The 18387-nt window shown below is 47.3% G+C and carries 15 protein-coding genes; 11 read left to right on the top strand and 4 right to left on the bottom strand.

Translation table 11 applies throughout. The features are described from left to right. Positions 1-182: 182 nt before the first annotated feature. Positions 183-1286: an OmpA family protein gene (locus tag L2712_RS02935; protein ID WP_033539814.1), complete on the bottom strand. Its 1104-nt coding sequence runs from the start codon at positions 1284-1286 to the stop codon at positions 183-185. Between the two features lie 246 nt (positions 1287-1532). Further along, a complete protein-coding gene (locus tag L2712_RS02940; RefSeq protein WP_088905193.1) occupies positions 1533-3899 on the bottom strand; it encodes a phosphoketolase family protein in 2367 nt (788 codons plus the stop codon). A 426-nt stretch (positions 3900-4325) separates the two neighbouring features. Here L2712_RS02940 and L2712_RS02945 point away from each other — a divergent pair, with 426 nt between their 5' ends. Further along, positions 4326-5804, top strand: coding sequence for an alanine/glycine:cation symporter family protein (locus L2712_RS02945; RefSeq protein ID WP_248976832.1), 1479 nt, complete (start codon positions 4326-4328; stop codon positions 5802-5804). 131 nt (positions 5805-5935) lie between these two features. Then, positions 5936-6712, top strand: coding sequence for a peroxide stress protein YaaA (yaaA, locus tag L2712_RS02950; protein WP_248976833.1), 777 nt, complete (start codon positions 5936-5938; stop codon positions 6710-6712). 108 nt (positions 6713-6820) lie between these two features. Here the strand turns inward: yaaA and L2712_RS02955 are convergent, their stop codons facing one another. Next, complete coding sequence (locus tag L2712_RS02955; protein ID WP_248976834.1) at positions 6821-8227, bottom strand: M28 family peptidase; 1407 nt, start codon at positions 8225-8227, stop codon at positions 6821-6823. Between the two features lie 135 nt (positions 8228-8362). Between L2712_RS02955 and L2712_RS02960 the strand changes: the two genes are divergently transcribed. Continuing rightward, positions 8363-8659 carry an ArsR/SmtB family transcription factor gene (locus tag L2712_RS02960; protein ID WP_011864899.1) on the top strand — a complete coding sequence of 99 codons (297 nt, stop codon included), beginning with the start codon at positions 8363-8365 and terminating at the stop codon, positions 8657-8659. Between the two features lie 151 nt (positions 8660-8810). On the opposite strand, the gene rpsT is transcribed toward L2712_RS02960, so the two are convergent. Continuing rightward, a complete protein-coding gene (gene rpsT, locus L2712_RS02965; protein WP_011864900.1) occupies positions 8811-9077 on the bottom strand; it encodes a 30S ribosomal protein S20 in 267 nt (88 codons plus the stop codon). Between the two features lie 247 nt (positions 9078-9324). On the opposite strand from rpsT, the gene murJ reads away from it, so the two are divergent. The 8 genes from murJ to L2712_RS03005 all read left to right on the top strand — a co-directional run bounded on the left by murJ (position 9325) and on the right by L2712_RS03005 (position 18376). Beyond that, positions 9325-10884: a murein biosynthesis integral membrane protein MurJ gene (murJ, locus tag L2712_RS02970; protein WP_088905189.1), complete on the top strand. Its 1560-nt coding sequence runs from the start codon at positions 9325-9327 to the stop codon at positions 10882-10884. 65 nt (positions 10885-10949) lie between these two features. Then, complete coding sequence (gene ribF / locus L2712_RS02975) at positions 10950-11885, top strand: bifunctional riboflavin kinase/FAD synthetase (RefSeq protein WP_088905188.1); 936 nt, start codon at positions 10950-10952, stop codon at positions 11883-11885. A 32-nt stretch (positions 11886-11917) separates the two neighbouring features. Next, positions 11918-14740, top strand: coding sequence for an isoleucine--tRNA ligase (gene ileS / locus L2712_RS02980; protein WP_248976835.1), 2823 nt, complete (start codon positions 11918-11920; stop codon positions 14738-14740). A gap of 9 nt (positions 14741-14749) precedes the next feature. After that, complete coding sequence (gene lspA, locus L2712_RS02985; RefSeq protein WP_033539822.1) at positions 14750-15262, top strand: signal peptidase II; 513 nt, start codon at positions 14750-14752, stop codon at positions 15260-15262. A gap of 6 nt (positions 15263-15268) precedes the next feature. Beyond that, positions 15269-15691: an FKBP-type peptidyl-prolyl cis-trans isomerase gene (gene fkpB / locus L2712_RS02990; RefSeq protein WP_248976836.1), complete on the top strand. Its 423-nt coding sequence runs from the start codon at positions 15269-15271 to the stop codon at positions 15689-15691. A gap of 23 nt (positions 15692-15714) precedes the next feature. Further along, on the top strand, positions 15715-16644 hold the full coding sequence (gene ispH / locus L2712_RS02995) for a 4-hydroxy-3-methylbut-2-enyl diphosphate reductase (protein WP_181404220.1): 930 nt from the start codon (positions 15715-15717) through the stop codon (positions 16642-16644). Positions 16645-16877: 233 nt separating this feature from the next. Beyond that, positions 16878-17396, top strand: a complete 519-nt coding sequence (gene pilV, locus L2712_RS03000; RefSeq protein ID WP_033539825.1) for a type IV pilus modification protein PilV — start codon at positions 16878-16880, stop codon at positions 17394-17396. A gap of 5 nt (positions 17397-17401) precedes the next feature. After that, positions 17402-18376, top strand: coding sequence for a PilW family protein (locus L2712_RS03005; RefSeq protein WP_248976837.1), 975 nt, complete (start codon positions 17402-17404; stop codon positions 18374-18376). Positions 18377-18387 lie beyond the last annotated feature (11 nt).

An 18387-nucleotide genomic window follows, 5' to 3' on the forward strand; every position in this document is an offset into this window, starting at 1 on the left:
TGAAAAAAAATTACAGAAAAGTTGCTAAATATCAGTAAAAGGCATTCTAACCGTAGCCATTTAGTGAGGCTGACGTTTTCCCTAAACGGATTTAGAGTATAACCATTAAATTATGACAGGAAAAAAAATCGCTGCCTAAGCAGCGATTTTAGTGAAGAAGATCTCAGTGAATCCTTATCGATTTACTTTAATACCGCTTCTTTTTGTACGCCTGTTACGTGTGCTTCGATGCGGCGGTTAGCCTTGTTTGCTTCAGGGCTATTACCTTCGATTAGCGGCTCAGTGATACCATAACCCTTAGCACTTACGCGCTGCTGGTTAATACCATATTTGCTAACTAATAGCTCGGCAACGGCGTTGGCACGACGCTCAGACAGCTCCATGTTGTAATCTGGATTACCTACGTTAGAGGCGTGGCCAGCAATTACCACGGTTGAGCGTGGGTGCGTGTTCATGTAGTTAGCCAGTTTTTCGATTTGATCATAAGATGCCGAGTTTACAACGGCTGAATTATTGGCAAAACGAATGGTGCCCAGTTCATGCTTTTCAGTGACTTCGCGATAGATGGTGCAACCATTGGCGTCAACCTTGTGGTTGCTTGGGGTGTCTGCACACTGGTCTTTATCGTCAGTGACTCCATCATTGTCTGAATCTTTTGGTGCGACAACGACAGGGGCTACTGCAGCGGCAGGCGCTGTACGACCAAAGCGGTAGCTGAGTTCAAGACCCCAGTAATTACTCTCCATTTCGAGTGTGTTCCACTCGTTTTCATCGAGATTTTCATAACGACGATACTTGGCTTGCAACTTGAGGTTCTCTGTGAAGTTGTAGCCGATACCAGCGCCAAAGTATGGCGCTACACCGCTATCGCTGTAGTACTCGCTTCCCCACTGTTTGTTGTTTGAAAGCAGGTAGTTCATTGCCCCCGCTTCAAAAGACATGCTCCAGTGGTTGGCAAATGGCCAGAAACCGACAAGGCCTAGTGTCATTCCTCGTGCACCAGCGTCGTTAAGTTTGTTGGCATAGTCGACCCATTCGGCGCGGCCCAGGTCGCGATAACCTAGTTCAATACCGAAGTAGTCGTTAAACAGATAACCACCAAATACATCCCAAGCATAAGGATCATCTTCACCACACTCTTTCATGGTTTTCTGATCGCAGTTAGGTTCGTAGTTGTTTACGCCTAAACCACCACCGACGTACCAAGGAGTAAGTTCTTGTGCTGCATTAGCTGCAAATGGGAGCATTGATGTAAGCAGAATAGCTTTCAATGTATTGTTCATCATTTTCCAATTCCTTTGTTTTTTATCGTCCCCCATGCTGTTTCTACCCTGTAAAAACATGCCAGCACTTTGTGGGGGGATTCCTTTGGTATTATCGCTAGCCTTTTTATTATCTTACGGGGATATAGAAATTGCCATGTATAACAGGTAATTTTTTTATGATTAGTGGTTATATGGTAATAAAAAAGGCGTTTCCTCTGGGAAGCGCCTTTTTTCTAGTCGAATGATTAATGTGGCGTTAATCTAGTCTTAACGTGTCCACACCCAGTTTTCGATGTTTTCTGGGTCAACACCGTTCGCTTTAATATAGTTACGGTGATCGACTAAGCGTTGTAGCATGTCGGTGGTGATGGCCACATGTTGGGTCTCATCGATAACACCTTGCTGGAATAGCTTGTAAGCCATGTCGATAACCAAGTGGTAGCGAGAGGTACCGTTACGTACACCCATGTCGAAAGGCGTAGTGGTTGAGCCTTCTTCTTCATAGCCTTTAATGCGGAATCTGTGGCTACCTTTGTAATCAAATACCAGTTTCTTAATGGTGTTTGGATAACCATGGTAGTTAAATACTACTCCCTTATCGGCGGTGAAGATCTCATCCATCATCCAAGGTTTGCTTTGGAACTTACGGCTACCCAGGCCGCTGCTGGTCAACTCTGTTACGCTGACGAAGCGTACGCGCACTCTTGGTAACAGTTCGCGTAGGATAACCAGAGATGCCATACACTCTTGCGTGACATAGTCACCACAGCCTGCCAGCACCACATCAGGATTATCATCTGAGGCAAAATCCCACACCATGACACCATCTTTGGCCTGTTGACGTGCTTCGTCCAACGTTAGCCACTGTGGTAGTTCTTTCTTACCTGCGGCAATGATGTTGAGTTTATCGCGGTCGGCGAAGGCGCGCTCAGTGTAGACCAGTGTAGAGTTTGCATCGGCAGGTAGATAAGCCGAGATGATCTCTGGGTGTTTCTCAAGCATAGCGCCCAAGAATGATGGATTCTGGTGAGAATAACCGTTGTGATCTTGACGCTCGAGCAGTGAAGAGAGCACGACGTTACAAGCAGGAACCGGCTTACGGAAGTGTACGCCTTGGCTGGCATAGACATATTTACAGTATTGGTCGGCCATAGACGACACCACTTGCGAGAAGGACTCATAAGTGGGGAACATGCCGTGACGACCTGTTACTGTGTAGCCGTGCAGCATACCAAAGAGCAAGTTTTCTGATAGCAACTCGAGTACGCGGCCATCGCGAGACATATCTTCGTCCCAGCTTTCAATTGGCCATTGCCATGCACGATCTGTCTCTTCAAACACAGCCTGAAGCTGGTTAGAATAAGTTTCATCTGGACTGAAGATACGCAGGTTACGCTGGTCTCTGTTGAGCTTGAAGGCGTCACGCATCCATTGACCCATCTTCAGCATAGAGTAACCACGCTGGCCTCTTGGTGTTTCTGCGCCGTAGGCCAGATCTTCCAGCTTAGGATTGTTCAGTGAACGTACCACTTCACCGCCATAGCTCAAGTGTTGACGACCACAGCAAAGCTCTTTTGGTGGGAGCAGTGATTGGATATCTTTGTCAAAGACGATCTGGTTTTGCTCGTTGATGCTATAGAGTTCACTGAACTTGTAGCTGGCAAGCCATTGATCCAGTGCTTCCAGGTGCTGTTTATCTTTAGCACACTTGTTAACGATAACCTGATGCGATTCGCAGTTACCTTCTAGCTTCTTACCGTTATCTTCGGCGACACCTGTCCAGCCTTTGGCTGTGCGCATCAGGATCACTGGCCAGCGAGGCTTAACGACATCTTCGCCACTGCGAGCTTTGGTCTGAATCGCGTCGATCATGGCATAGGCATCATCCATGGCTTTGGTCATCTGCAGATAGACATCTTCTTCAAGATCACTGTCGACAATGATTGGATGGTAGCCAAGGCCTTTAAATTCAAGTTCAAGCTCTTCGTGGCTCATGCGACCCATACGGGTTGGGCCTGAGATCTTGTAGCCGTTAATGTGTACGATTGGCAGTACGGCACCATTGTTGGCTGGCGAAACCAGACGGTTTGCATACCAAGATGCCGCCAATGGGCCGGTTTCAGACTCGCCGTCACCGATAAGTACGGTAGCGATTAGGTTAGGGTTATCCAGTACAGCGCCCCAGGCCACTGATAATGAGTAACCCAGTTCACCACCTTCTAGGATCTGACCCGGTGCTTCAGGGTTAGCATGTGATGGATAACCATAGGCGGCTGAAAATTTCTTACAGATATCTTCGATACCTGTCTCGTTGTAAGGGATGGTCTCAGGATAGAAATGGCTTAACGATCCTTCCATAAACAGGTTAGCTTGCACTGCTGGGAAGCCGTGGCCTGGGCCGACAAGGTAAAGGAAAGGGCGATTGGTTTTCTTGATGAGACGATTAACGTTGGCGTAGACGAAGTTGATACCTGGGCAAGTTCCCCAGTGACCTAGCAGTCTGGGCTTGATATCGCTATGTTCTAACGGACGTTTATGCAGAACGTTCTGCTTTAAGTAAATTTGCGAGGTAGCCAAGAAGTTGGTTGCTCTTACAAATTTCTTGAGTGCGGTGATCTCTTGCTGTTGTGACATAAATAACCCCATTTATAGTAAGCAAAAAGTTAATCAAAGCTTATGTGAGGCACTATATTTGTAATTTTATTACAAAAACGTGTTCAATATCTTATTTTTGCAAAGTGATAAAATTTACAGAATGTTAAATTTTTGGTCGTAAATACTATGTTATCCACGTTAATACAGTAGCTTGTTTGTTTCTGGTTGCGTGATGCCAATGTCATGCAAATGGGTAAGCGTGATCTATGTCACATGGTGATTTTTTGATGGTATGCTATTTTGGCGTGTCGGATTCGGCAGGCATGTTGCTTTAGCATCATGAAAGGATAATTCGAAAAGATAATCCTGCCGAAAATATTCGATCAAATTGGGAAGGAAATTCAACAACGATGGCGACCTGTTTTACTATGGCGCCGTAAACGTCCTAAGGGTTATAGAAGTTCTATGTTTGAATCTGTATTAAATTTAATCGACTCTGCGATTAATGCGGTTAACGGCATGTTGTGGGGTAGCGTGCTGATTTACGTGCTGGTCGCTGCGGGCGTGTTGTTTACATTAAGATTGGGCTTTATTCAGCTCAGAATGTTTGGTCATGGCACTAAGCTAGTGTTACAGGGCCGTGAGAAAACTAACGGTATTTCATCCTTTCAGGTGTTTTGTACCTCTATGGCTGCAAGGGTGGGTACCGGAAACATGGCCGGTGTGGCCGTGGCGATCACTGTCGGTGGTGCGGGTGCCGTTTTTTGGATGTGGCTCATTGCGTTGCTGGGGATGGCGACCGCCTTTATTGAATCAACCTTAGCACAAGTCTATAAAATCAAAGACAGCGATGGCCAGTATCGTGGTGGTCCTGCTTACTATATGGAAAAAGGCTTAGGTAAGCGTTGGATGGGAACTCTGTTTTCTATTTTGCTGATCATTGCCTTCGGTTTTGCCTTTAACGCCGCCCAGGCTAATACCATGACAGACGCGCTTAACAATGCCTTTGGTTTCGATAAGACCATGGTTGGCTTAGTCATAGTTGCTGCATCGGCCTATATCATTAGCGGAGGCCTTAAGAAAGTGGCTAAGGCTTCTGAGCTTATCGTGCCTATCATGGCGGTGGCTTATCTGGCGATTGCGCTGGTGGTGCTTGCGATGAACATTGAGCAAGTTCCTGCGGCGATTGCCTACATAGTAAAAAGTGCTTTTGGTTGGGAAGAAGCCGCCGGCGGTGCGATGGGCGCTATGATGGCGGGTATCGCCCGGGGGCTATTTTCAAACGAAGCCGGTATGGGTAGCGCAGCCAACATTGCAGCATCGGCTTCGCCGAATCCTAATCACCCGGCATCACAGGGCTTTGTGCAGATGATAGGGGTCTTTGTTGATACTATCGTGATCTGTAGCGCAACGGCAGCCATTATCTTGCTGTCCGGAGTGTTAGATGCGCCTGGCGAGCAGAAAGGCATAGGCTTGCTGCAGCTAGCCTTGACCAATGAAGTGGGTGGATGGGCCGCCTATTTTGTGGCATTTGCGATTATCTTATTCTGTTTCTCCTCGATCATTGCTAACTATAGTTATGCCGAGAGCAACATCCTGTTCCTCAGTAAGAGTAAGAAGATACTGTATAGCTTCCGTGTTGCAGTGCTAGCTATGGTTATGGCGGGCTCCGTTGCTTCACTGCAGTTGGTATGGAACTTTGCCGACGTGTCTATGGGCTTGATGGCGCTGGTCAACATTGCTGCGATTGTCATGCTCTCTAAGGTCGCCTATGCGGTGATTAAAGATTACGAAGTACAGCTGAAGGCAGGCAAGGTGCCTACCTTTGATGCGGCGCAGTTCCCAGAGTTAAATGGGCTCGATGAGCAGATCTGGAAAGGTAAGCCTAACGCGGCGGTACTGACTAAAGATCAAGATAAGTCGATAGCCGTGCCTGAGGTGTAGGCTAATACCTCGACGCTAATAGCCAATATCTATTAGTACCATCTAAAAAACCACGTCCTATGGGCGTGGTTTTTTTATGTCAGCGTCAGTATGATAGACATCTCGTTGATCGTTAGAAATAAGGACAATTTATGCTGATTTTAGTCTCTCCGGCTAAAACCCTGGATTATGAAACACCAGCAAGTACTCAAACCTTTACCATGCCGACACTGCTTGAGCACAGTGAAGCGCTGATCGAGGTATGTCGAGAGCTAACACCAGCAGATATCGCCTCTTTAATGAAGGTAAGTGACAAGATAGCCGGTTTGAATGCGGCGCGTTTTGCCGAGTGGAACAAGGATTTTAATCTGGACAATGCTAAACAGGCCTTGTTTGCATTTCGTGGCGATGTTTATACCGGACTGGATGCCGATACTTTGTCGGCGCAAAGTCTTGAACGAGCACAAAAGCATTTACGTATCTTATCTGGCTTGTACGGCTTGCTACGCCCATTGGATCTGATGCAGGCTTATCGACTGGAGATGGGCACTAAGCTGGCAAACCCAAGAGGAGCGAACTTGTATCAGTTTTGGGGCGATATTGTCACCACAGAGGTCAATAAAGCCCTTGCCGAGCAGGGGGATGACATTCTGGTCAATCTTGCTTCAAATGAATATTTTAAGGCGGTTAAGCCTAAGCAGATCCAAGGTCAGGTGATAACGCCTATTTTCAAGGATAAGAAGAATGGCCAGTACAAGGTCATTAGTTTCTTCGCAAAGAAGGCGCGCGGCATGATGGTGCGTTATATGCTGGACAATAATGTCAGCCGTTATGAAGATCTCCTTAAGTTTGATATGGCCGGCTACTATTACAGTGAAGCGGATTCAGGCGTTAATGAGCCTGTATTCCTCAGAGAAGAGCAAGCCTAGCGAATGCCAGAGCCACAACGGCTCAACCCCATGAAAAAAGCAGCCATCGGCTGCTTTTTTTGTCTGAAACTAAGGTTGGAATTTAGACTATCGCTTAACTGAGATTGTCTACTTGGTCTTAGACGTTAGCGGTCTAAGCTCAATCTCTGATTGCGCCATCAGGTAAGCAAACTGCGCATAGGCGGCGGCATTTTGTGCCAGGGCCTTGGGATCGATTTTGTCTAAGGTATCGTTTGGCGTGTGGTGATAGTCAAAGTAATCGGTGCCATCTTGTCTAAGTGATGCGACCGGAACGCCATGGTTAGGCAGCATAGAGACATCGGGCCCGCCTGAAGCCTGGTTGTTACCCATGGCAACGCCGTTGGCTTGCATTGAGGCTGTATGGGCTTGTATGGCCGCAAAGGCGCTGTCAGCGACGTTAAAGTCTAGCTGGTAGATATATCCTGCGCCGAAGTCAGATTCGGCGGCAATATAGTGTTTATCCAGCTCATGTTGATGTGCTTTAGCGTAGCTCTTACCACCAATCAACCCCAACTCTTCTGCGGCATAGAGTACAACCCGAACCGTGCGGGCTGGCCGTTGTGGTAGCTGGGAGATAAGATGCCCAGCCGTAGTGACAATTGCGACACCAGCACCATCATCAATAGCCCCCGTGCCTTCGTCCCATGAGTCCAGGTGCGCGCCGATAAGCACTATTTCATCAGGTTTACTGCTGCCAGTGACTTCGGCGATAACATTATATGAGGTGGCATAGCCCAGGTTTTTAGGGGTCAGCTTAAGGTGGAGTATGACATTGGGATCGCGCTTTAGCATCAAGGCAATGAGATCGGCATCGGGGTTAGACATAGCGGCCGCAGGGATCTTCTCAACCCCTTCTTGGTAACGCATCATACCCGTGTGTGCCATCCTGTCATGATCTGTGCCGATAGAGCGAATGACAATGGCCAGGGCGCCCTTTTCGGCTGCGGCAATGGCGCCGCGTGAACGACCACCAACTGTGATGCCATAGCCTTTACCTGTCTTAAACCTAGGGGTGATGTGATCGATAAACACGATTTTCCCCGATACCTGGCTAGGCTCGGCGAGTTTTAGCGCTTCAAGGGACTCAAAGCGTACGATAGGGGCATTGATGCCTTCTTCTGGCGTGCCCACACTGCCACCGAGGGCTGTGATCACTAAAGGTTGGGCGAAAGGGGAGACAATGCTGGCCTTAGCCTCTCCACGTTGCCAGACGGGAACCTTAACGGCTTCTTTATAGACCTTGTCAAAACCGAGTGAGTTAAGCTTGTTCTCGGCCCACTGAACGGCGATTAGGTCTTTCTCGCTACCAGCGAGTCTTGGGCCAACCTCAACCGTCAATGACTCGACAATATCGTAAGATAAGCTGGACTCGAGTGCTTTTTGTTGTAGTTGCGCGCTAACATTTTGATTTGTGTCTGCTGTTGTCGTGCTTTGACAACCTACTAGCCCGGTAAAAAAGAGGGTGAATAAGAGAGGGAGAGGGGAGCTTTTCATGAGTTTCCTTTATTTTTATTACGTATGTCCCATTTTTGAAAACAATCTAGCAAAAAGTGTGCTTTATGTCCCGACTATATCTTTAAGTCAACGCTATATTAGTGCCGGGGTTTGTTTTAGGAGAAATTGCTCGTAATGAATATAGAATTGATGCAGCAACGAGCGGATAATGCTGTTGTATTGCTAAAGGCTCTGGCAAATGAACGCCGACTGTTCATCTTATGCTACTTGTTGAGCGAAGGTGAGATGTGTGTCGGTGAGATGAATAAAAAGCTCGGGCTTAGCCAATCTGCGCTATCGCAACACTTAGCATGGCTTCGTAAAGACAACTTAGTTGAAACGCGAAAAGAAGCGCAAACGGTATTTTATTCGCTAAAAAGCAAGGAAGTATCCGAGATTATTAAGTTACTCAATACCATCTATTGCCACTAGGTAGAGATGATATAGTGCAGGGAGAAAAGCTGATAGGCAGTATGCTGTCAGCTTTTTTTTTCGGGCGCGAGATTGAGCGGCTTTTAGCAGCCCCACTATATTTTAGATACAAAAAAACCGGCCTAAGCCGGTTTTTTTATATCGCGACAGATTAAGCAGCCAGTGCTTTGATCTTAGCGTTTAGACGAGCCTTATGACGAGCAGCTTTATTCTTGTGAATAAGGCCTTTAGTCGCCATACGGTCAACAATTGGTTGTGCAGCATTGAATGCTTCAGTTGCCGCTTTGTGATCGCCAGTGTTGATCGCAGCGATAACTTTCTTAACGTAAGAACGTAGCATAGAACGACGGCTAGCGTTGTGCTGACGACGTTTTTCAGATTGAAGCGCGCGCTTCTTTGCAGACTTGCTATTAGCCAAGGTGCAACTCCTAAAAGGGTTAGATATTTTTAAAGGTCGAGGAATATGCCTTTTTTTAGTCAGTTTGTCAATGACAATGATCGGATCTTTATCTTAAAGATAAATAATCAGAGCAGACTTGGCGTTCTTCAACCTAACTCGTGTAATATGGTGCGCAATTCTAGCAGTATTTGCTGCTTGGTGACAGGGGGTAAGTCGACTTTTTAACTTGCTCGACACACCTGTGGTGCTCGTTTCAGGGGGAGCTTTGAGCAAGAAACTTTTTAAGTCAGGCATGATCGTGAGTGCTATGACGCTGATTTCTCGTGTTTTAGGTTTAGTGAGAGACGTTGTAATTGCAAACCTAATGGGGGCTGGGAGCAGCGCAGACGTTTTCTTTTTCGCTAATAAAATTCCTAATTTTTTACGTCGACTATTTGCCGAAGGAGCATTCGCTCAAGCGTTCGTGCCTGTATTAACCGAATACCAAGAGAAGCATGATGACGAGGCGGTAAGGCTGTTGCTGGCTAAAGTGGCCGGCACGCTCGGAGTAGTAGTGACCCTGGTGACCTTGATTGGAGTGATCGCCTCTCCGGTATTGACGGCGCTATTTGGTGGCGGCTGGTTTTTGGCTTGGTTGAACGATGAGCCCAATGGTCAAAAATTTGAGCTAGCCTCGCTGATGCTGAAGATCACCTTTCCTTACCTCTGGTTTATTACCTTTACTGCGCTGGCCGGATCTATCCTAAATACTCGGGGGCGGTTTGCCGTGTCGGCTTTTACGCCGGTATTTTTGAATGTAGCAATTATCAGCGCTGCCATTTTCCTGGCCCCCAGGCTCGAACAGCCGGAAATAGGCTTGGCGTGGGGCGTCTTTGCTGGTGGTTTAATTCAGTTTCTGTTTCAAATTCCATTCTTGATGCGAGAAAAGGCTTTGGTTAAGCCCTCGTGGGGATGGCATCATCCCGGCGTGGTGAAGATTCGCACCTTGATGCTGCCGGCGCTGTTTGGGGTGTCGGTGTCGCAAATCAATCTACTGCTCGATACTTTTATCGCCAGTTTCTTGATGACAGGCTCGATCAGTTGGCTCTATTACTCTGACCGTTTGTTGGAGTTTCCCTTGGGCTTGTTTGGTATCGCGATTGCGACTGTGATCTTACCCGCGCTGTCGAAGAAATATGTAAATGCCGAGGGAGATGGCTTTGCCAAGACTATGGACTGGGGCATTAAAGCGATATTACTGATGGGCGTACCAGCGATGTGCGGCTTGATTTTGTTAGCCAAGCCTATGCTGATGGTGCTGTTTATGCGCGGCGCCTTTACTGTCGATGATGTCTATATGGCCTCATACAGTTTGATGGCTTATGGGTCGGGACTGTTAAGTTTCATGCTGATTAAAGTGTTAGCGCCTGGGTATTACTCTCGTCAGGATACTAAGACGCCCGTGCGTTATGGCATTATCGCCATGGTGAGCAACATGGTGTTTAATCTTATCTTTGTATTTCCCTTTGGCTATGTGGGATTGGCGATTGCGACCTCTCTGTCGGCGCTGCTTAATGCTTGTTTGCTCTATCGCGGTTTACATCGCGCCGGTGTTTATCAAGTGCCAAAGCAAACCTTTGTCTTTATGGGTAAAACCATTACCGCCGCAGTGCTAATGATGTCGGTGCTCTATTACTTGATGCCGAGCATGGACGACTGGTTGAATTTTACCTTTGTGGGACGGGCGACAGAACTGGCCTTGTTGATCGGTTCGGGGGCTGTGGTGTACCTGTTGGTTATGTTATTGTTAGGAATTCGCCCTTGGAGGATGAAAGCTGGCTTTTGAGTGCTGATTATCCTTCTCAGCTAGTATATAATCCGCGAACTTATGCTTGCTAGTTATTGAATGTAATGGAACTGATCCGCGGTATACATAATATTTTACCCAGACACCAGGGTTGCGTGCTGACTATTGGTAACTTTGATGGCGTGCACCGTGGTCATGCCGAAGTCATTGCTGCCCTTGTGAAAAAGGCAAAGCAACTCAAGGTTCCTGCGACACTGATGACCTTCGAGCCACAGCCTCAAGAGCTGTTTAGAGGGGAGAATGCCCCTGCCAGGCTGAGTTTGCTGCGCGATAAAATTGTCTTGCTCGATGAGCTCGGCATAGATCGTCTGCTATGTGTCAATTTCAATCAGAAGTTTGCCTCGATGCCCGCCGAAGCCTTTATCGAAGATCTCTTGGTTAAGCAGCTTGGTGTTAAGTATCTGGTGGTCGGTGATGATTTCTGTTTTGGCAAGCAGCGACGTGGAAATTTTGAGATGCTGAAAGCCGCCGGCGAGCGATATGGCTTTGCTGTGGTCAATACCCATAGTTTTATCATTGGCGATAAGCGGGTGAGTTCCACCGAGATCCGCTCTCAGTTAGCCAAAGGTAATCTGGAGCAGGCAAGGCGCCTATTGGGACATCCCTATGCGCTCAGTGGCAAGGTGGCTCACGGGGAAAAAATTGGCCGAACCATAGGTTTTCCAACGGCGAACATCGCCTTAAAACGCAAGGTCTCTCCGGTGAGAGGTGTCTTTGCGGTGAAACTGTATTGGGACGGCAGCGATATTTACGAAGGCGTTGCCAATGTGGGTTTCAGGCCCACAGTCAATGGACAAAATTGTCAGTTAGAAGTCCATCTGTTTGATTTCGATGGTGACCTTTATGGCCGCACAGTTGAAGTCGAGTTGGTGGCAAAGATTAGGGATGAACAGCCATTTAAGTCATTAGATGCGCTGAAGCTTCAAATTAAAGATGATGCTGACAGAGCCAAGGCTCTGCTTGGCTTAGATGCAGGCTGAGCTCTATTAGCTAAATTAACGGTATAGGATCAATGAGCGACTATAAATCTACTTTAAACTTGCCGGAAACTGAGTTTCCGATGCGTGGTAACCTGGCAAAGCGCGAGCCAGAGATGTTGAAATCTTGGACAGAGAACAAGCTGTACCAAAAGATTCGTGAAAGCCGCACAGGTGCCAAGCCCTTCATTTTGCACGACGGCCCGCCGTATGCGAACGGTAGTATTCATATTGGTCACTCAGTAAATAAGATTTTAAAAGACATCATTATTAAGTCTAAAACCTTGTCGGGTTTCGATGCGCCTTATATTCCGGGTTGGGACTGTCACGGTCTGCCGATCGAACTTAAGGTTGAGCAGAAAGTGGGTAAGCCTGGACAGAAGGTAACCGCAGCCGAGTTTCGTCAGAAGTGTCGTGAATATGCGGCGCAGCAGGTTGACGGCCAGCGCGAAGACTTTATCCGTCTTGGTGTGTTTGGGGATTGGCAAAATCCTTACCTGACCATGAATTTTGATACCGAAGCCAACATTGTTCGCTCACTGGCTAAGGTTATTGATAATGGTCACCTGCACAAAGGGGTTAAGCCAGTACACTGGTGTACCGATTGTGGCTCGGCGTTAGCGGAAGCTGAAGTTGAATATGAAGATAAGACCTCACCTGCCATTGATGTTGCCTTCTTGGCGGTAGATAAGGCTGCAGTGCTGGCTAAATTCGGTGTCGAGCAATGTGACGCCGATGTCGCGACCGTTATCTGGACCACGACCCCTTGGACCTTGCCTGCGAACCGTGGCCTCTCAATGGCCGGTGATATCGATTACGATTTGGTTGAGTTCACTAAAGAAGACAAGCAGCTTGCCATCATAGTGGCGCAGGAGTTGGTTGAGTCTTGCGTTGAGCGTTATGGCGCCGAGTCGCACCGTGTACTTGGCAGTGTTAAAGGTCAGGCATTAGAGCTACTTCGCTTTAAGCATCCTTTCTACGATTTCGATGTACCTGTCATTATTGGCGATCACGTGACTGTCGATTCGGGTACAGGTGTGGTGCATACAGCCCCTGGCCATGGTCAGGATGACTTCGTGATTGGTCAAAAGTATGGTCTGGAAGTGGCTAACCCTGTGGGAGACAATGGTGTTTATAAGCCAGACACTGAGTTCTTTGCTGGTCAACATGTCTTTAAAGCGAACGATAACGTTGTTGCGCTGCTTGAAGAGAAAGGCGCGCTACTGAATCATGTGGCCTATCGTCACAGCTACCCACACTGCTGGCGTCATAAGACACCTATCATCTTCCGCGCGACGCCGCAGTGGTTTATCTCTATGGATCAAAAGGGGCTGCGTAGTCAGTCACTGAGTGAGATCGAGAAGACGCAATGGATCCCTGACTGGGGACAGAGCCGCATCGAGAAGATGGTTGAAAACCGTCCAGATTGGTGTATCTCGCGTCAGCGTACCTGGGGTGTACCTATTACCCTGTTTGTACACAGAGAGACCGAAGAGCTACACCCTGATAGCGTTTCCTTAATGGAGCGTGTAGCCCACAGAATTGAGCAAGAAGGCATTCAGGCTTGGTGGGATCTTGACGCAGCAGAGCTGTTAGGCGAAGAGGCCGACCAATACCGTAAGGTCACAGATACCTTAGATGTGTGGTATGACTCAGGTTCTACCTTCTCGTCTGTGGTTGCCGCGCGTCCAGAATATAATGGTCACCCTGTCGATCTTTACCTTGAGGGTAGTGACCAGCACCGTGGCTGGTTTATGTCGTCTCTGATGATCTCTACCGCCATGAGTGGCAAGGCGCCGTACAAGCAGGTATTAACCCATGGTTTCACCGTGGATGGTCAGGGCCGTAAGATGTCTAAATCTATCGGCAACGTGATCGCCCCGCTACAAGTCACCAATAAACTTGGCGCCGACATATTGCGTCTTTGGGTAGCGGCGACAGATTATAGCGGTGAGATGACCGTCTCTGACGAGATCCTTAAGCGTAGTGCCGATGCCTATCGCCGTATCCGTAACACAGCGCGTTTCTTGCTTGCAAACCTCAATGGTTTTGACCCTGTTAAGGATACCGTTGCCGTTGAAGATATGGTGGCATTGGATCGCTGGGTGGTACGCCGTGCAGCAGCCTTGCAAGCTGAGATCTTAGAGGCTTACGAGCAATATAACTTCCATTTGGTGACGCAGAAACTGATGCAATTCTGCTCTGTCGAACTGGGTAGTTTCTATCTGGACATCATCAAAGACAGACAATATACGGCTAAGGGCGATAGCTTAGCTCGTCGCAGCTGTCAGAGTGCACTCTACTTGATTGCCGAAGCCATGGTGCGCTGGATTGCGCCTATTCTAAGCTTCACTGCCGATGAGGTATGGCAATCTCTGCCGGGTGAGCGCGACGAGTTTGTGTTTACTCAGACCTGGTTTGAAGGCTTAGCGTCAGTGACCCTAGATAGCGACCTGAGCGATGAGTACTGGACAAACCTCATCACGGTACGTGACGAAGTGAACAAGGCGATTGAACAAGCGCGTCGTGAACAACGCGTTGGTGGTTCTTTAGAGGCTGAAGTCACGCTTTACGCTGATGAGTCCCTAACCGAGTCTTTAGCATTGTTAGGTGATGAGCTGCGTTTTGTGCTACTGACCTCTAACACCCAGATTGCGCCGCTGGCGAGTGCGGGTGATGATGCAGTAGCTACTGAGCTTGCCGGTCTAAAACTGTTAGTTGCTAAGACCGAGGCGGCTAAGTGTGACCGCTGCTGGCACCATAGAGAAGATGTGGGCCAGGTTGCTGAGCACCCACTGCTTTGTACACGCTGCGTCACCAATATTGAAGGTGACGGCGAAGTACGTCAGTTCGCATAAGGGAATAGAATGCCATCTAGCTGGAAAGAGAGTGGCTTACGTTGGTATTGGGTAGTTGTATTGGTGTTTATCGCCGATCAACTATCCAAACAATGGGTGTTAGCCAATTTTGACCTGAGAGAGTCAATTAACTTATTGCCATTTTTTAATTTCACCTATGTGAGAAATTATGGCGCTGCCTTTAGCTTTTTAAGCGATGCCGGTGGCTGGCAGCGTTGGCTGTTTACCATTGTGGCTGTCGGTTTTAGTACCTTGTTGACTGTTTGGCTGCGTAAGCAACCAAACGCTATGTGGCGACTAAATCTGGCCTATACCTTAGTCATAGGTGGGGCGCTGGGTAATCTTATCGACCGGCTGCAACATGGCTTTGTGGTTGATTTTCTCGATTTTTATTGGAAGACGAGCCATTTCCCTGCTTTTAATATTGCCGATTCGGCGATTTGTGTTGGTGCCGGGCTGATTATCTTGGATTCGTTTATCTCAGAGAGTAAACCAGACGGCAAAGATGTCGCAAAGGGGTAGTATTAAGTGACTGTTACGCGTTCATTATTATGTCATATGAATATAGTGCTAGAAGATGGCTCTACCGCCGATAGTACTAAAGCTTCAGGTAAGCCTGCCAAGTTAAACATAGGCGATAAAACCTTGAGTCCTGCTTTTGAAGCAGAGTTGAAGGGCCTGAAGCAAGGGGACAAGCACAGTTTTACCCTAGAGGCCGCAGATGCCTTTGGGGAGTCGAATCCCGATGCGATTCATCATATGGACAGGAGCAAGTTTCCTGCCGATATGCAACTCGAAGCCGGGGTTATCCTAAGTTTCGCAGGTCCTGGCGGCAGTGAGATCCCAGGTATCGTTCGCGATGTACTTGGTGACTCTGTTACTGTCGATCTCAATCATCCGTTAGCGGGTCGTACAGTGACATTTGAATTGGAAGTGATTCAGGAGCTCTAATTATGACTCAACCTCCACAAAGCTTGCAGATCAAGCTGGCTAATCCTCGTGGTTTTTGTGCCGGTGTCGACAGGGCGATTAGCATTGTCGAAAGGGCTCTTGAGTTGTTTTCACCGCCTATCTATGTGCGTCACGAAGTGGTGCACAACAGGTACGTGGTACAAAACCTCAAAGACAGAGGCGCAGTTTTTGTCGATGAGCTGGATCAAGTACCTGACGATAGCATAGTGATCTTCAGTGCCCACGGCGTATCTCAGGCGGTACGCGCCGAAGCGAAAAAACGCGGACTACGTGTGTTTGATGCGACCTGCCCCTTAGTCACTAAGGTGCATCTTCAGGTTACTCGTGCGAGCCGCAAAGGGATCGAATGTATCTTAATCGGTCATGCGGGACACCCTGAAGTCGAGGGCACCATGGGGCAGTATGATAACCCTGAAGGGGGCGTGCTCTTGGTGGAGTCTCCGGCGGATGTTGAAGCTTTGGTTGTTAAAGATCCAGAAAACCTCTGCTTTGTTACTCAGACCACTTTGTCGATGGACGATACTGCCGATGTGATCGCGGCGCTGCAGAAACGTTTTCCGTCTATCCAGGGACCGCGTAAAGATGATATTTGTTACGCGACTCAAAATAGACAAGACGCGGTACGTAATGTTGCCGATGACGTTGACCTTTTTATTGTCGTGGGCTCGAAAAACAGCTCTAACTCTAACCGTTTGATGGAGCTGGCTATCAAGAAGGGAACTCAGTCTTACCTTGTCGATAATGCCGATGACATAAACTCTGAATGGTTTAACGGTATCGAAAAGGTTGCCGTTACAGCGGGTGCATCAGCTCCTGAAGTCCTAGTAAAACAGGTTATAGATGCCATTGCCAAGTTGGCACCGAGCGTTATTACCGAGGTTGAGGGACGAAAAGAAGATACGGTGTTTGCCGTTCCGGCGGAATTGCGTTAGCTATATCTGATTGTTTTGATGAGAAAAGGAGGCCAAGGCCTCCTTTTTTGTTGTTTAAAAATCATCCTGGCTATATGGAGATACATTTTTAGACTTAATATTACTAGCGCGTAATATTCGACTAATCTATGATTAACTAGTATAGTTTAAAGTTATGCTAACATTCAGATTTTTAAAGACTAAACAACTGAAACGACTGTCAAAAGTATGGCTATTATCGGAGATTTGACATCATGGTAAAACGTGGGAAAGGGTTTTCCCTAATTGAGGTGATGGTATCACTCGTCATTTTAGTTATTGGCTTAATCGGCATTTTCAATCTTCACGTTGTCTCTAAACGAGGCAGCTTCGAGTCTTTTCAGCAAACCCAGGCTTCATACTACGCCAACGATATTATCAATCGTATGAAGTTAAATCCTACCCAGTTAGCCACTTATGCAGGTACCTATAGTGGAATACCAAGTTCGGTAAGTAAGCAATGCCAGGGGGCTGCAATCTGTTCATCTTCGGAGATGGCAGCTTGGGATCTATATGAGTGGCGAACATTATTCAATGGTGGCGCTGAGACAGTAGGAACTCAGAATGTTGGAGGGCTAGATACCCCAACAGCCTGCGTCGTGGTAAGCGGTAATAGCGTTACAGTTAGCATGGCGTGGAAGGGGATTCGTGAAACATCTATTGAATCGGCCTCCTCTGATTGTGGCTCTACCACAACCCATCGACGCTTATTTACAGTACAGACGGTGATTTGAACAGAATGAAGATTTTAACTATACGTGCTCAGTCTGGAATGTCACTCGTCGAGTTGATGGTGGCTTTGGTCATTAGCCTATTCTTATCTGCTGGCATATTTACTATGTTTAGCATGTCATCATCTAACGTAACGACAACCAGTCAGTTTAATCAATTGCAAGAAAATGGACGTATTGCCTTAGCAATTATGGAGCGTGATTTAACCCAGTTGGCCTTTATGGGAGATATGACTGGAACAGATTTTGTGGTTGGGAGTAATACGACAATATCATCCGCAGCTGTTCCAAATGATTGTGTAGGTGGAGGAGTTAATAACGCAACGCTGCCAAATGGTACAGCGTCCCATTTTAGGCGGATTTGGGGGTATGAAGCGGGTGTTAGTGGCGTTGCTTTTGGCTGCCTTACTGGAGTGAATGCGAATACAGATGTATTGCAGATAAAACGACTGGTTGGTCCTAATACATTGTCTCCGAATGTTGGCACAAATCATTATGTTGCTACAACTTCGAGCCAGGCAATATTTTTTACTGGTAATCAAGTGACGCCAGTTTTAACTAATAGTCGATTTTGGGAATATCAACATCATATTTACTTTATAAAAAATGATGGGACGGTACCTGTGCTAAGACGACGAACTTTGTCGGTTGCCAATGGAATGAATAACGAGGAGCAACTCGTAGAAGGTATTGAAAATTTAAGAGTTTTGTATGGTGTTGATGATAATGGGGATGATATACCGAATCGATATGTTCCTGTTGGAAGCGTAAATACCGTGATGTGGGATAATCAGTCCTTTCAGAGGATTGTGGCCTTGAAAGTCTTTTTGCTTGTGCGTTCGGTTGAAGAAGATCCTAGCTATACTAATGAAACTCAATATTCGCTGGGTGATAAAACAATTGTAGCGCCACAAGATCATTTTAGGCGGAAAGTGATGTCAACCACTGTAATGCTTGAAAACCCTGTTTTGATTAGGAATTAGTAGAGGGGCAC

This window comes from Shewanella marisflavi (assembly GCF_023283925.1).
Classification (GTDB): Bacteria; Pseudomonadota; Gammaproteobacteria; order Enterobacterales; family Shewanellaceae; genus Shewanella; species Shewanella marisflavi.

Coding starts and splice junctions, on each gene's coding strand:
- L2712_RS02935 (WP_033539814.1), bottom strand. CDS start 1,286: ATGATGAACAATACATTGAAAGCTATTCTGCTTACATCAATGCTCCCA.
- L2712_RS02940 (WP_088905193.1), bottom strand. CDS start 3,899: ATGTCACAACAGCAAGAGATCACCGCACTCAAGAAATTTGTAAGAGCA.
- L2712_RS02945 (WP_248976832.1), top strand. CDS start 4,326: ATGTTTGAATCTGTATTAAATTTAATCGACTCTGCGATTAATGCGGTT.
- yaaA (WP_248976833.1), top strand. CDS start 5,936: ATGCTGATTTTAGTCTCTCCGGCTAAAACCCTGGATTATGAAACACCA.
- L2712_RS02955 (WP_248976834.1), bottom strand. CDS start 8,227: ATGAAAAGCTCCCCTCTCCCTCTCTTATTCACCCTCTTTTTTACCGGG.
- L2712_RS02960 (WP_011864899.1), top strand. CDS start 8,363: ATGAATATAGAATTGATGCAGCAACGAGCGGATAATGCTGTTGTATTG.
- ribF (WP_088905188.1), top strand. CDS start 10,950: ATGGAACTGATCCGCGGTATACATAATATTTTACCCAGACACCAGGGT.
- ileS (WP_248976835.1), top strand. CDS start 11,918: ATGAGCGACTATAAATCTACTTTAAACTTGCCGGAAACTGAGTTTCCG.
- lspA (WP_033539822.1), top strand. CDS start 14,750: ATGCCATCTAGCTGGAAAGAGAGTGGCTTACGTTGGTATTGGGTAGTT.
- pilV (WP_033539825.1), top strand. CDS start 16,878: ATGGTAAAACGTGGGAAAGGGTTTTCCCTAATTGAGGTGATGGTATCA.
- L2712_RS03005 (WP_248976837.1), top strand. CDS start 17,402: ATGAAGATTTTAACTATACGTGCTCAGTCTGGAATGTCACTCGTCGAG.